Here is a 14329-nt window from a genome sequence, read left to right as displayed (position 1 = left end):
GACGCCATGAAGACCGGGATTCTCATCGTGGACGATTCGGAGTTCATGCGACAGCGAGTAAAGAGCGCGCTGGCCGACGACGACTACCGAATCGTCGCCGAAGCGCCGAACGGCGCGTGGGCCATCCAGAAGTACAAGGAGAACGCCGACGAGGTGGACCTCGTCCTGATGGACATCGTGATGCGGAAGGCGAACGGCCTGAAGGCGACGGCGGCCATCAAGAAACTCGACGACGACGTGCGAGTCATCATGTGCACCAGCGTCGGCCAGCGCCAGAAGATACAGTTGGCGGCGCGGGCCGGGGCCGACGCCTACATCACCAAACCGTTCGAGGACGAGGAACTCACCGACGCCATCGACGGGGTGGTGACCGGATGACCGCGGGTCGGGCCCCGGCCGGCCGACGCCTCCGGCGCGGAACCTCGCGGAGGTGCCGGTATGGCCCCGACTGACGACGCCTTCTTTCGGGAGGCCAAGTCCCAGATTCGAGCGCTCAACGACGGTCTGCTCGCGGTCGAACGCGACGGCGAGAGCGTCGCGGTCGCCGAACTCTTCCGGGTCGCCCACTCGCTCAAGGGGTCGTGTCGCACCCGCGGACTCGACGACGCGGGCGACCTCGCCCACGCCATCGAGGACGTGCTGGACGCGGTTCGGGCCGACGAGGTCGCACCGACGCCCGCGCTGGTCGACGCCGCCCTCGACACCGTGGACCTGCTGGAGGCGACGGTCCGGGCCGCCGCGGTCGGCGGTCCGGTGAAGGGCGACGCCGAGGCCACGCAGGCCGCGCTCCGGGCGACGCTGGACGAGGCGCGCGCCGAGACGGCGGGCGACTCACCGTCGGGGACGACCGGCGGAATCGCGGCCGAGACGACCGGCGCGCCGGACGACGAGTGGGACCCCGCGGACGACGACCTGAGCGACGACGTGGTCGAAGCGCTCGAAGAGACCACCGAGTTCGACGACCTCGACGCCCTCCTCGACGGGATGGACGGCTCCGAGGGCGGCGAGGAACTCGACGGCTGGGGCATGCTGGACGGCGACGCGTCCGACGAGGCGGGCGAGGCGGGCGAAACGGCCGACACGGCCGAGACGGACGAGATAGCCGAGACGGCAGAAGGCGCCGACGACGCCGAGACCGGGCGGTCAGGCGGGAAGCCGAAGGCGGCCGAGACCCCCGACGAACCCGCGACGTTCTTCGAGCAGACCAAGGCCGAAGTCGAAGACGACGCGGACATCGACGCGCTTCAGGAGGACATCGACGCGGTGGAGTTCGGCGAGTTCGACGACGAGGACAACTACACCATCGAGGAACTGGTCGAACTCGACCCCGACGAACCCTCCGGCGGGGGATCCCAGAACTCCGGCGAAGCGTCCGGCGTACCAGCGCCGGACGCCGACGAGTCGACGACCGAGGACTCGCTGGCGGAGGACGGCTTGCCGGCAGAGACCGACGCGACGACAGAAAGCGACTCACCGAGCGACGCCGACGGAGTGGACCTGCCGCCGGACCTCCTCGGTGTCGGCGACGACGCGGCGGACGCGGAGCGCGGCGTCGATTCCGCGCCGGACGCCGAATCGACCGCTGACGCCGAACGGTCCGCCGGCGAAGCGCCGGACGCCGGCGCATCGGAGGAAATCGGCGACCCGCTCGGACTCGGCGACGCGGACCTCGGTTCGGGCGAGGTCGGCGATTCGGACGAGGCCGGCGACGCGGGCGACTCGGTTTCGGACGATGCGGACGACGTTGCCGAGAGCGACGCCGGCGATTCGATTCCGGACGACCAACCGGCCACAGGAGCGGCCGAAACGCCGGAACGAGACTCCGACGGACGGGCCGACGAAGCCGACGCGACCAACACCTTCGTCTTCGGTAACGACTCGGAAGACGAATCCGCGCAGGGCGATGCCGAACCCGCGTCATCCGACGAGTCCGTCGCGCCGGAGACCGAATCGAGCGAGGCGTCCGCCGCGCCAGCGGCAGACGCCGACGCTCCGTCGGCGGACGGGCCGAGCGAGACCTCAGTCGAGCAGAGCGACCACGCGGAAGCGGCTGAGACCGATTCGGAGCGCGAGGACGTGCCGGACGCGGATTCGGTGCCGGACAGCGATTCGGTGCCGGACAGCGATTCGGTGCCGGACAGCGATTCGGTCGCTGGTGCGGACTCGCTGCCGGACGCCGGTTCCCTCCCCGACGCCGATTCACTTCCCGACTCGGACTCGATGCCAGACGCCGACTCGCTTCCGGACGCCGATTCGATGCCGGAGGCCGACTCCGTGCCCGAGACCGACCTCGGCGTGGACCTCTCGACAGACTTCGACGCCGACATCGGCGCCGACCCCGCCGCGACCGACGACGCGGCCGAGACCGAGATGGACGTGTCGGTGGACGACGAGATGGCGGAGTTCGAGTCGCGCTTCGGCGACTTGCTCGGCGAGGGGCCGGGCGACGACGAGGCCGACGAGGGCGCGGTGTTCCGGTCCGCGGTGGCGACCATCGAGGAGAGCCGACTCGACGCCGACCGATTCCCGACCGGCGACCGGGCCGACCGGCGCGACGACGCCGACGAGTTCGACCGCCTGCAGGCGATGACCGTGGACGTGGAGACCGCCGACGAACTCCTGAACGTCGCCGAGGAACTGTCGCTGACCCACCTCCGACTGGACGAGGCGGTGAGTCCGGAGACCGACGACGCCATCCGCGAGGAGGTCTCGAACCTGCTCCGGGTGCTGACGAAGTACCGCCGGACCGTGATGGACGTGCGACTCATGCCGCTGGAGACCGCTATCGAGACGATTCCGCGGACGGTCCGGGACGTGGCGCGCTCGCAGGGCAAGGAGGTCGAGTTGGAAGTCGCGGACGCCGACGTGGAACTCGACCGCTCCATCGTGGACCGACTCCGCGACCCGCTGGTCCACCTCGCGCGAAACGCGGTCGACCACGGCATCGAGTCGCCCGACGAGCGAGAGGCGGCCGGGAAACCGCGGGCGGGCACGGTCGAAATCTCGGCCGAGCGCGTCGGCGACGAGGTGGTCGTGGAACTCACGGACGACGGTCGGGGCGTGGACCCCGAGGCGGTCCGCGAGCAGGCCGTCGAGAACGGCGTCGTGACGGCCGCCGAGGCAGACCGACTCTCGGACGACGAGGTCCGCGACCTGCTCTTCGAACCCGGCTTCACGACGGCCGAGGAAGTGACCGACGTGAGCGGCCGCGGCGTCGGGATGGACGTGGTCAACCGGACGGTCGCGGACCTCAACGGGTCGGTCTCGGTGGACAGCGAACCCGGCTACGGGACGACGGTCCGACTCCGGGTTCCGGTGTCCATCGCGCTCACCGAGGTCCTGTTCGTGGAGGCCGAGGGCCGGACGTTCGGGATTCCCATGGCCTCGGTCGAGCAGATTACCGCCGCGCCGCCGGTCGAGGAGGTCGGCGGCCGGGAGGTGGTGCGCCGGTCGGATCTCGACCTCGTTGGCGGACTCCCCGAGGGCGTGGAGGCCGACGATGCCTACCCGTTCCGGCGGTTGGGGACTGCGCTCGACCTGTCCGAAGGCGACGGCGAGAGCGCCGAGGCGACCGACTCCGAGGCCCCGGACCCACAAATCGTCTGGATTCGGAGCGAGACCGGGCGACTCGCGCTCCGGTGTGACCGCGTGGTCGCCTCCCAAGAGGTCGTGGTCCGGCCCTACGGCGACCTGCTCAGGGACGTGCCCGGCGTCAGCGGCGCGACGACGCTCGGCGACGGCGAAGCGGTGAACGTACTGGACGTGGCAAGCCTATGAAACTCGACGTGGACACCCTCGGGACGTTCTACGAGATGGCCCGCGAAGGGGCCGGACTCGCGGCGAATCGACTGAGTTCGATGACCGACATCCCGGCCCGGGTCAACGTCACCCACCTCAACTTCACGCGGGACGCCTCCATCGCCCGCGACCTGACCGACACCGGGTGGGTCGGCATCCGGGTGGGCCTCTCGGACGGGTTCGGCGGGACCTCGCTCCTGCTGTTCGACCGGGAGAGCGCGGCGACCATCGCGTCGGCCGTCGTCGAGGACATCCCGACAGTCGAGGACGGGACGCTACAGGACAGCACCGTGACCGAAATCGCCCAAATCATGAACAACGGGTTCGTGGACGGGTGGGCGAACGTGCTGGACACCAACATCGACGTGTCGGCCCCGACGTACGTCGCGGCCGACCACCCCGACGAGTTTCTGGACGACGAGACGCTGGCGCTCGGCGGCGAGACGGGAGCGTCGGGAGGCGACGAGGGGAAGAGCGCGGACGACGACCTCGCGGTCCTGTTCCGGAACAACCTCGAAGCCGTCGGCGAGGAGTTGACGTTCCGCCACTACCTCGTGCCCGACACCGAGACGGTCCAGCGCCTCTTCCGAGCGCGGACCGAGGAGCGGGCAATCGAGTTCGAGAAACTGGTCGGGTTCGACCGCATCGCCCAACGGGGCGCGACGCAGGTGGCGAGCAACCTGACCCAGATGACCGACATCGAGATGGACGTGGACATCCGGCGCATCAACTTCATCTCGCTCGACGCGATTCCGAGCGAGGTCTCGACCGAGCGCATGATAGGCGTCGCGTTCAGTTTCGCCGGGATGCCCAGCGGCTACCTCCTGTTCCTGTTCAGCGAGGAGTCGGCCCGGAAACTGGTCAGTCGGAGCGCCGAGACCGAGACCGCGGCGGGCCTCGGCGAGTTCGAGCGCGACGCGATTCAGGAGCTCTCGAACGTGATGGCCAGCGGGATGCTCGACGGGTGGGCGAACCTGCTGGACACGACCATCGACCACTCGACGCCGGCCTACGCCCACGACATGGGCGCGGCGGTCGTGGACCCGCTCGTGGTCGGTCTCGGCGAATCGCAGGAGTTCGCCTTCGTCTTCGACACGCGCATCGAGGCCGTCGACACGGAGGTCGACCTCGACATCTACGTGATTCCCGACGAGGAGGACCTGCGCGAAGCGCTCGGCGCGTTCGACATGGGCCGCGTCGCCGACGCCCGACCCGAGGCCGACACCGACCTCTCGAACGAGGAGATGGACCTCGACTACTGGGAATCGCTCTGAGCGGCACGCCCCTTCGGTTTTTCCCGCTCGACCACGTCACCTCGGGTATGAGCAGCGCGCTCGGCGACACCGCCACGTTCGACCGCACGGCCCGCTTCTACGACTGGTTCGCGCCGACGCCCGACGCCGAGGAGTTCCGGGACGCGCTGGCCTTCGCCGACCGCGAAATCGAGCGCGTCCTCGACGTCGGCGGCGGCACCGGACGCGGCGCGTCGGCGCTCGGCGCGCGCGAGCGTATCGTCGCCGACGCCGCGGCGGGGATGACCCGGCAGGCCCGTCGGAACGGCTTCGAGGCCGTCCGGGCCGACGCCGCCCGCCTGCCGTTCGCGGACGAGAGCGTCGACGCCGTCCTCGTGGTCGACGCGCTCCACCACTTCGGCGACCCCGAGAGCGCGGTCGGAGCGGCCGCCCGCGTCCTCCGTCCCGGCGGCGTCCTCGTCGTCCGCGAAATCGACCCGACGACGCTGGTCGGCCGACTCACCGAGGCCGGCGAACACCTCTACGGCTTCGAATCGACCTTTTTCGCGCCCGACGACCTCGGCCGAATCGTCGCCGACGCGGGCCTCGACGCCAGATACCGGTCGGGAGGGTTCGAGTACACCGTCGTCGGCAGGCGCGGCGAGTAGACCGGTCGGACGTCCGGAGAGCGGTGTCGGCGGGCGAACACCGAGGGAAACATTACCTGCCGGTCCGAAGGCGTCGGCATGAGCAACGCCGAAGGACTTCTGGGCTCGCGGTTCGACCGCTCGCGCGCCACCGCGGGACTCGCGCTCGGCGACCTGTTGGTACTCGCGGGGTTTCTCACGGCCGGGTCGCTCAACCACGGGGTCGACCCCGTCTCGATGCCGGGACACGTCGCGGGGACGATCGCCCCGTTTCTCGTCGGATGGGTCGTCGCCTCGCTGGTCGCGGGGGCGTACGCACCCGACGCGACGCGCACGGTCGGCACCGCTGTCCTGCGCGCCGTCTCGGCGTGGGTTCCCGCGGCGGCCATCGGACTGACGCTCCGCTCGACCGGATTCTTCCACGGCGACTCGCCGGTGACGTTCATCCTCGTCGTGACCGTCGTCGGAATCGTCTGCTTCTCGGCGTGGCGAGCGTTCGCGGCGTACCTCTGGTGACGTTCGCGCGGTGAGATGGTCGGAAGATTTCACGGCGAACGGGTTCGGTGTTGACGGTGTTCTGAGAATACGGGTGAATCTTATCCGCCTGCGAATCGACTCGTACCAGCATGGCGACCATCGCGGAGTTCACTATCCCGGCCAACGACTTCGCTCTCGGCCGCGTCTTCGAGCGCCTTCCGGAGGCGGCTATCGAACTCGAACGCGTCGTTCCCACCGACGACCACATCCTGCCGTACTTCTGGGTTCGCGACGGCGACGCCGACGACGTCCGAGAGATTCTCGCGGACGAGCCCTCGTTCCTGTCGGTGACGCTCATGGACGACCTCGACGACGAGGGTCTGTTTCGCGCCGAGTGGAATCCTGACGTCGAAGGCGTCCTGACAGCCATCTTGGAGAGCGGTCTGACGCTGCTGTCGGCGTTCGGCGTGCAGGGGAACTGGACGTTCGAGTTCCGCGCCGCGGACACGGACCAGATTTCGACGTTCCAGCAGTACTGCACCGACCACGGCATCAACGTGACGCTGACACGGCTGAAATCGCTGGCGGAGATGCAGGTTGGCGACGAGTACAATCTCACGACCAACCAGCACGAGGCGTTGCTCCTCGCCTTCGAGGAAGGGTACTACGACGACCCGCGCGAGACCGACCTCGAGACGCTCGCGTCCCGAGTCGGCATCTCGCGGCCGGCGTTCGCGAATCGCCTCCGTCGGGGGATTCGGAACGTCCTCGGGAGCACCATCGCCCAGCACGACTCGTCGGACGACGCGGCCGAATGAGTCCGACGGACTATTAAACGGATTCCATAATTAATACCAAGCGCCAATGCCGTCCCGCGACAACTTCCGCGGACATGCCTGACGAAGCCACCCCCGACACCGGCCGGTCGACCGGCGAGGACTCTCCCACCTACGAGTACAACCCCGACGAGGACGAAACCGTCATCGAATCGGTGCTTCACGCCGTCGAAGCGGCCACCGACACTCGCCTCCTGCCGAGTTCCCGTAAACCGGGTGCGACCGCCGGACGCGAGCGGGTTCGGCCGCTTCACGACGTGGTCGACCCCGAGGCGCTCGCCCGCCTCTCCTCGGCCGCCACCGAGGTTCGTGTGACGTTTCCCTACGCCGGATGTACGGTGACGGTCGCCGGTACCGACGCCGTGCTGGTGACCGAGGAGTCACCGCCGTAGCGTTCGGTCGAGCGGCGAGGGGACGGCCGACCGAGACCCGGTTCCGGGCGGAGTCTCCCCGTCGGCGCTACGCGCCGACGCGTCGGTACGCGACGTAGGAGTAGACCGTGCTGTAGAGCGCCACCGCGAACACCGGGGCCGCGACGAGGAGTTCGGCGTAGGCCGGAACCAATGCGCCGAGCGCGGCCACGACGCCCGCGACTTTGAACAGCGGGGCGGCGCGCTCGTGGGTCTGTCGCCAGACTTCGTCGTTCGAGATTGTCCACGGAGTCCGGATGCCGACGAACCAGTTGCGCTCGGCGTGGGCCGAGAGGACGCCGACGTAGTAGTACAGTCCGCCGATGGCGGGCGCGAGCGCCTGCATCACGGCGAACTCGTAGCCCGCGTTGGCCGCGAGGACGAGTCCGTGGACGTAAGTCAGGAAGGCGAGCAGGAGGACGACGAAGGTGTCGTACTGCTCGCGGAACTGCGCGACGTTCTCGCCGAGAGGATCGACACGCGGGAGAGCGGCAAACAGCGCGAGCATCCCGGCCGACAGCGCCGGGAACAGCGCGAGCGCGACTAGCTTGGGCGTTCGGCCGTCGATTTCGCCCGCCCCGTTCCAGTGGGTCGCCATCTCGGCCGGCATCTCGGGGTAGGCCAGTGCGCTCATCGCGGCCGAGAGCGCCACGAGGAAGGCACCGGCGAGGTAGCTTCGTCGGAGGGACATACTCGACTCTTGTCCGCTTTCGGATATAAAACTCCGGTCGGAACTGCAGGGCGTGAAACGGAGCGATAGACTTTCGGGCGCGAAGCCGAGCAGTAGTAGCTTTCAAACCCTCGCGCTCCCTACCTCGACCAACGATGGGAAACACGGACATGCGCCAACTGGCGGTCCTCTCGGCGGTCCCCTTCGACGAACTCGACGGGAGCGTCGTCGCGGTGGACGCCCACAACTGGCTCTACAAGTACCTCACGACGACGGTCAAGTGGACGCGCGACGAGGTGTACACCACCGACGACGGCACCGAAGTCGCCAACCTCGTCGGCGTCGTGCAGGGGCTTCCGAAGTTCTTCGAGAACGACCTCACGCCGGTGTTCGTCTTCGACGGCGCGGTCACCGACCACAAGTCGGCCGAAATCGAACAGCGCCGCGAGGAGCGCCAGAAGCGTGAGGAGAAGTTGGAGGAGGCCCGCGAGGAGGGCGACGCGGTCGAAGTCGCCCGACTCGACGCACACACCCAGCGACTGACCGACACGATTCAGCGCACGACCCGCGAACTGTTCGACCGCCTCGACGTGCCCTACATCGAGGCCCCCGCAGAGGGAGAGGCCCAAGCCGCGCACATGGCCCGCACGGGTGCGGTCGATTACTGCGGAACCGAGGACTACGATTCGCTCCTGCTCGGTGCGCCGTTCACGCTCCGCCAGTTGACCAGCAAGGGCGACCCCGAACTGATGGACTTCGAGGCTACGCTGGAGAAACACGACGTGACGTGGGAGCAGTTGGTGGACATCGGCATCCTCTGTGGCACGGACTTCAACGAGGGCGTCTCGGGCGTCGGTCCGAAGACGGCTCTGAAGGAGGTCAAGGAGTACGGCGACATCTGGGGCGTGCTGGAGGCCCGCGGCGAGAGCATCGAGAAGGACGTGGACGTGATTCGGGAACTGTTCCTGAACCCGACCGTCTCGGACGACTACGAGTTCGACGCCGAGATGGACCCGGACATGGAGGCGGCCCGCGAGTACGTCGTGTCTGAGTGGGGTGTTGCAGAGGACGAGGTGGAACGGGGCTTCGAGCGAATCGAGGAGTCGGTCGTGCAGACCGGTCTCGACAAGTGGACGTAGCGGCGCTTTTACTCCGTCCCGGTCGGTGACCGCTTCGAGATTCCGGGCGCACTCTCGCCGGACTCTGGCGAGAACTCAGCAGTAGATAGTAGCACAATTCCTTACCTCGAACTACGTCTGAAACCACGGTAAGTGGAGAAAGGGAGTCTATTACACCGCTTGCGGATTTCACCAATCGAACGAGGCCGTGACATCCTACGCGGGCGGGTCTGCGTCGTCACCGAATCCGCTCCCGTACGCCTCGACGACTTCTGTAACGGTGACTTCGTACGCATCGTACCACTCCGTCCACCGCTGTTTCGCCCGCTCGTGGTCAGAATCTGCTCCGAACGACTCGAGCGCGTCCAACGACTCCCAGTAGTACACGACGAGTACCTCCTCGCTCTCCGGGGCGTGCCACGTCCGCTTACCCAGATACCCCTCCGTGTCCTCGGCGGCCGCTTGAATCGCGTCGTTCAACTCGTGGAACTCCGCGTCGTACTCCGCCGGGTCGAGGCGGAACGTGACGAGATACATCGTTACGGTTCACTCGCTGGCGCGAATAAAACGCTTCTCCTCCGGAGACAGAGGGTTTCGCTACAGACCACTCGCTGACCTGCGCCAATCCGGTTTTTGTCGCTGGCCAGTCTCGCCTGAATCTCGCCTGAAACTCCATAGCTATCCATCGCTGGAAAGAATACTCCTACGAACAACCCGGCCGTATCGGGGGTGTACGACCTCCCGAGTGGGTCTTACGGTGTGTTACCGATGGCACGAAACGACGACCAGTCCAACAGGAATCGATTCGCGACCGTCGCCGTCGGCGCCGCTGAGACCGAGACGCTTGGCGACGACGCCCGCACGCACCGGGTCGTGAAGTGAGGGTCTCGCTGAGGCCGAAAATCGCGCTCGCCGCCGGACAAAGTTTATACCGCAGAGCGAAGCAGTCGGGGGCATGACCGACGCCGAGCAGTCCCGGTCGGAACCGACCGCGGGGAGCGGTAGACCGTCACGGAACGCCTTTAGGCCCCGGACGCCAACCACGACCCAATGACACGGGTGATACACACGGGGGACACCCACCTCGGGTACCGACAGTACCACTCCCCCGAGCGCCGGGAGGACTTCCTCCGGGCCTTCGAGCAGGTCGTAACGGACGCCATCGAGGAGGACGTAGACGCCGTAGTTCACGCGGGCGACCTGTTCCACGACCGTCGCCCCGACCTGAACGCCCTCCACGGGACCATCTCGGTCCTGCGCCGCCTTCGGGACGCCGACATCCCGTTTCTCGCCGTCGTCGGCAACCACGAGGGGACGCGTGGCCGCCAGTGGCTCGACCTCTTCGAGATGCTGGGGCTGGCCACCCGACTCGGCGACGACCCCGAAATCGTCGGCCAGACGGCCTTCTACGGACTCGACCACGTGCCCAAGTCCAAGCGCGACGACCTCGACTACCAGTTCGCCGACCACGACCAACCACACGCCGCGCTGGTGAGCCACGGCCTGTTCCAGCCCTTCGACCTCGGCGACTGGGACGCCGAGGAGGTGCTGACCGAGGCGAACGTGGACTTCGACGCGATGCTGCTGGGCGACAACCACAAGCCCGGCAAGAAGGAGGTCGCCGACACGTGGGTCACGTACTGCGGGTCGACCGAACGCTGTAGCACCGACGAGCGCGAGGACCGGGGCTACAACATCGTGGCGTTCGACGGCGAGACGACCATCGCCCGCCGGGGCCTCGACGCGACGCGGGACTTCGAGTTCGTCGAGGCGGACCTCGCCGAGGGCGAGGGCGTCGAGCGAGTCCGCGAGAAACTCCGAGAGCGGGACCTCGACGATGCCGTCGTCGTGGTTGAAATCGACGGCGAGGGCGAGGACGTGACGCCCGCCCGCGTCGAGGAGTTCGCGCTCGACGCCGGGGCGCTGGTCGCCCGCGTCAAGGACCGCCGGGAGGTCGACGAAGACGAGGGCGACCTCGACGTGTCGTTCGCCGACCCCGACGACGCGGTGCGCGAGCGAGTCCGCGACCTCGGCCTGAGCGAGGCCGCCCGCGGCATCGACGAGACCGTCCGCGCGAGCAAGGTCGCCGACTCGAACGTCCGCGAGTCGGTCCAGAATCGCGTGAGCGAACTCGTGGCCGACGGCGACCTCGACGCCTTCGAGTCCGCGCCGGACGACGACGGTTCGTCGGAGGGTGGAAGCGACGACGCCCCCGCTGGCGAGAGCGAGGTCGGCGAGTCGGCCGCAGACGCCGACAACGCCACCGACGCGGAGAAAGCGCCCGACCCGGACGACCCGGAGGCCGTAGAAGCGGTCGCCGAGGCCGCAGCGGACGCCGACGCCGAGGCCGCAGCGAACGCCGACGCCGAGGCCGCAGCGAACGCCGAAACCGAAGAGGGGACCGCGAGTGCGGCCGGTGACTCCCCCTCGGGAGAGACCGACGCCGACGGAACGCTGGAGGAGTACCTGTGAAGTTCGACCGCGTGCGTCTCCGGAACTTCAAGTGCTACGCCGACGCCGACCTCGAACTCGACCGGGGCGTGACCGTCATCCACGGCCTGAACGGGAGCGGCAAGTCGTCGCTGCTGGAGGCCTGTTTCTTCGCGCTCTACGGCGCGAACGCGCTCGACCGCACGCTCGACGACGTGGTGACCATCGGCGAGGAGGAGGCAATCATCGAACTCTGGTTCACTCACGACGGGGGCGCCTACCACGTCCGTCGGCGCATCCGGGCGACCGGCGAGCGCGCGACCACCGCCGAGTGCGTCCTCGAAACGCCCGAGGACACGATAGAGGGAGCGCGAGACGTGCGCCGGGAAGTGACGAGCCTCTTTCGTATGGACTCGGAGGCGTTCGTCAACTGCGCGTACGTCCGGCAGGGCGAGGTCAACAAACTCATCAACGCCTCGCCGGGCCAGCGCCAAGACATGATAGACGACCTGCTCCAACTCGGGAAGTTGGAGGAGTACCGCGAGCGGGCCAGCGACGCCCGACTCGGAGTCAAGTCGGTGCTGGACGACAAGCGGGGCAGTCTCTCGGAGTTGGAGAGCCAGATAGAGCAGAAGGAGGAGAAGGACCTCCACGCGCGTCTGAACGACCACAAGTCCGACCTCAAGGAGACCCAGAGCGAAATCGAGCGGTTCGAGGACAACGAGGAGACCGCCAGAGAGACCCGCGAGCGGGCGGTCGAGATACTCGACACGTACGAGGAGAAGCGCGACGAACTGGAGTCGCTGGACGAGGACATCGAGGAGTTGGAGTCCGAAATCAGCCAGACCGAACGAGAGCGGACCGAACACGGCGAGCGCGTCCGGGAACTCCGCGAGCGCGTCGAGGACCTCGAATCGACGGTCGCCGACCTGCTGGCCGACACCGACCTCGACGCGGCGGACGACGAGGCCATCGCGGCCCGACTCGACGAACTCGACGCCGAGGACGACGAGTTGCAGTCCGAACTGAGCGACGCACAGACGCAGGCACAGCGGTTCGACACGCAGACCGAGAACCTGAGCCAGCGGGTCGAAGAACTCCGAGAGCGCGCGAGCGAGAAGCGCGAGCGCGCCGACGAACTCGACGCCGAGGCCGACGACGCCGAGGCCGACCTCGAATCCTACCGCGAGAAACTAGAGGCCCTCGGCGAGCAGGTCGAGGCCGAGAAGGCGGCGTTCGAGGACGCGCCCGTCGAGTTCGGCGAGGCCGAGTCGTACCTCGAAAATCGGCGCGAGGAACTGACCGACCTCCGGGAGCGCGAACAGGAACTGACCGCCGAACTCACCAGCCTCCGCGACAGCATCGAGGAGGCCGAGGAACTCCTCGAGGAGGGCAAGTGTCCCGAGTGCGGCCAACCCGTCGAGGACTCACCCCACGTCGATTCGCTGGACGCCGACCGCGAGCGCGCCGACGAACTCGACGCCGAGTTGAGCGACGTTCGGGAGCGGCGGGAGGCGGTCGAGAGCGACATCGAGACCGCCCAGCGACTCCGCGACGCGGAACAGGCCGTCGAGAGCAAGCGCGAGAACCGCCGGAACGTCGAGCAGTTGGTCGAGAACAAGGAGTCGTCGGTCGCCGAGAAGCGCGAGGAGGCCGCCGAACTCCGCGAGGCGGCCGACGAACTCGAAGCCGACGCCGCCGACAAGCGCGAGGACGCCGAGGCCCTCCGCGAGAAGGCCGCCGACCGCGAGGCCCGCGTCGAGGAGTTGGAGGCCGAGCGCGAGGCAGTCGCCGAACAGCAGGAGCGTCTGGAGGAGATTCGGTCGGTCCGCGAGGACATCGCGGACGCCGAGGACGACATCGAGCGCCACCGCGAGAAGCGCGCGAGCCTCGAAGACCAGAACGACCTGCGCAGGGACCGACTCGCCGACAAGCGCGAGCGCCGGAGCGACCTCCGGGAGAGCTACGACGAGCAGAAGGTCGAGACCGCCCGCGAAGACAAGCGAGAGGCCGAGGACTACTTGGAGAAGGTCGAGGTGAAGTTGGAGACGCTTCGGGAGAAGCGCGACGACCTCCAGAGCGCCATCGGCGGCGTCGAGAGCGAAATCGAGGAGTTGGAACGCCTGCGCGACCGGCGCGACGACCTCGCCGAGCGCGTCGAGTCGCTGGAGTCGCTGCGCGACGAGGCCGCCGAACTGCAGGAGATGTACGGCGACCTCCGGGCCGAACTCCGCCAGCGCAACGTCGAGCAGTTGGAGGAGATGCTCAACGAGGTGTTCGACCTCGTCTACCAGAACGACTCGTACGCGCGCATCGAACTCGACGGCGAGTACGAACTCACGGTCTACCAGAAGGACGGCGAGACGCTCGACCCCGAACAGCTATCGGGCGGCGAGCGCGCGCTGTTCAACCTGAGCCTGCGGTGTGCCATCTACCGGTTGCTCTCGGAGGGCATCGAGGGAACCGCGCCGATGCCGCCGCTGATTCTGGACGAACCGACGGTCTTCCTCGATTCGGGCCACGTCTCGCAACTCGCCGAACTCGTCGCGTCGATGCGCGAGTTGGGCGTCGAGCAGATAGTCGTGGTGAGCCACGACGACGAACTCGTCGCGGCGGCCGACGACGTGGTGTGGGTCGAGAAGGACTCGGTGTCGAACCGCTCGACGGTCGAGCGCCGCGAAGCGGTGCTGAAAGCGGCCGACTGACGTTGA

Annotated in this window: 12 protein-coding genes; 10 read left to right on the top strand and 2 right to left on the bottom strand. The window is 67.9% G+C overall.

Annotated elements, in window-relative coordinates; translation table 11 throughout:
* The first annotated feature begins 6 nt into the window (after window positions 1-6).
* The 7 genes from M0R89_RS12585 (at window position 7) to M0R89_RS12555 (ending at window position 7382) form a co-directional block, all read left to right on the top strand.
* The gene (locus tag M0R89_RS12585; protein ID WP_248649436.1) at window positions 7-378 is read left to right on the top strand and encodes a response regulator; all 372 of its coding nucleotides are present in this window, start codon (window positions 7-9) and stop codon (window positions 376-378) included.
* Between the two features lie 60 nt (window positions 379-438).
* Window positions 439-3777 (top strand): ATP-binding protein, encoded by a 3339-nt coding sequence (locus tag M0R89_RS12580; protein WP_248649435.1) that lies wholly within the window; start codon window positions 439-441, stop codon window positions 3775-3777.
* A complete protein-coding gene (locus tag M0R89_RS12575) occupies window positions 3774-5072 on the top strand; it encodes a chemotaxis protein CheC (protein WP_248649434.1) in 1299 nt (432 codons plus the stop codon). The genes M0R89_RS12580 and M0R89_RS12575 overlap by 4 nt, the downstream gene beginning before the upstream one ends.
* A gap of 47 nt (window positions 5073-5119) precedes the next feature.
* Window positions 5120-5698: a class I SAM-dependent methyltransferase gene (locus tag M0R89_RS12570; protein ID WP_248649433.1), complete on the top strand. Its 579-nt coding sequence runs from the start codon at window positions 5120-5122 to the stop codon at window positions 5696-5698.
* Window positions 5699-5776: 78 nt separating this feature from the next.
* Window positions 5777-6193 (top strand): DUF3054 domain-containing protein, encoded by a 417-nt coding sequence (locus M0R89_RS12565; RefSeq protein ID WP_248649432.1) that lies wholly within the window; start codon window positions 5777-5779, stop codon window positions 6191-6193.
* 110 nt (window positions 6194-6303) lie between these two features.
* A complete protein-coding gene (locus M0R89_RS12560) occupies window positions 6304-6972 on the top strand; it encodes a helix-turn-helix domain-containing protein (protein ID WP_248649431.1) in 669 nt (222 codons plus the stop codon).
* A 74-nt stretch (window positions 6973-7046) separates the two neighbouring features.
* Complete coding sequence (locus M0R89_RS12555; RefSeq protein ID WP_248649430.1) at window positions 7047-7382, top strand: HalOD1 output domain-containing protein; 336 nt, start codon at window positions 7047-7049, stop codon at window positions 7380-7382.
* A 67-nt stretch (window positions 7383-7449) separates the two neighbouring features.
* On the opposite strand, the gene M0R89_RS12550 is transcribed toward M0R89_RS12555, so the two are convergent.
* Window positions 7450-8091 (bottom strand): SdpI family protein, encoded by a 642-nt coding sequence (locus tag M0R89_RS12550; RefSeq protein WP_248649429.1) that lies wholly within the window; start codon window positions 8089-8091, stop codon window positions 7450-7452.
* A gap of 134 nt (window positions 8092-8225) precedes the next feature.
* On the opposite strand from M0R89_RS12550, the gene fen reads away from it, so the two are divergent.
* Complete coding sequence (fen, locus tag M0R89_RS12545; protein WP_248649428.1) at window positions 8226-9209, top strand: flap endonuclease-1; 984 nt, start codon at window positions 8226-8228, stop codon at window positions 9207-9209.
* Between the two features lie 195 nt (window positions 9210-9404).
* On the opposite strand, the gene M0R89_RS12540 is transcribed toward fen, so the two are convergent.
* Window positions 9405-9725, bottom strand: coding sequence for an antibiotic biosynthesis monooxygenase family protein (locus M0R89_RS12540; RefSeq protein ID WP_248649427.1), 321 nt, complete (start codon window positions 9723-9725; stop codon window positions 9405-9407).
* Between the two features lie 513 nt (window positions 9726-10238).
* Here M0R89_RS12540 and mre11 point away from each other — a divergent pair.
* On the top strand, window positions 10239-11660 hold the full coding sequence (gene mre11 / locus M0R89_RS12535; protein ID WP_248649426.1) for a DNA double-strand break repair protein Mre11: 1422 nt from the start codon (window positions 10239-10241) through the stop codon (window positions 11658-11660).
* A complete protein-coding gene (gene rad50 / locus M0R89_RS12530; RefSeq protein ID WP_248649425.1) occupies window positions 11657-14323 on the top strand; it encodes a DNA double-strand break repair ATPase Rad50 in 2667 nt (888 codons plus the stop codon). Before mre11 ends, rad50 begins: the two co-directional genes overlap by 4 nt.
* The last annotated feature ends 6 nt before the right edge of the window (window positions 14324-14329 follow it).

It is taken from the genome of Halorussus limi, assembly GCF_023238205.1.
Lineage (GTDB): Archaea > Halobacteriota > Halobacteria > Halobacteriales > Haladaptataceae > Halorussus > Halorussus limi.
The sequence above is the reverse complement of the archived record's forward strand: the minus strand, read 5'-3'. Positions and strand labels throughout refer to the sequence as shown.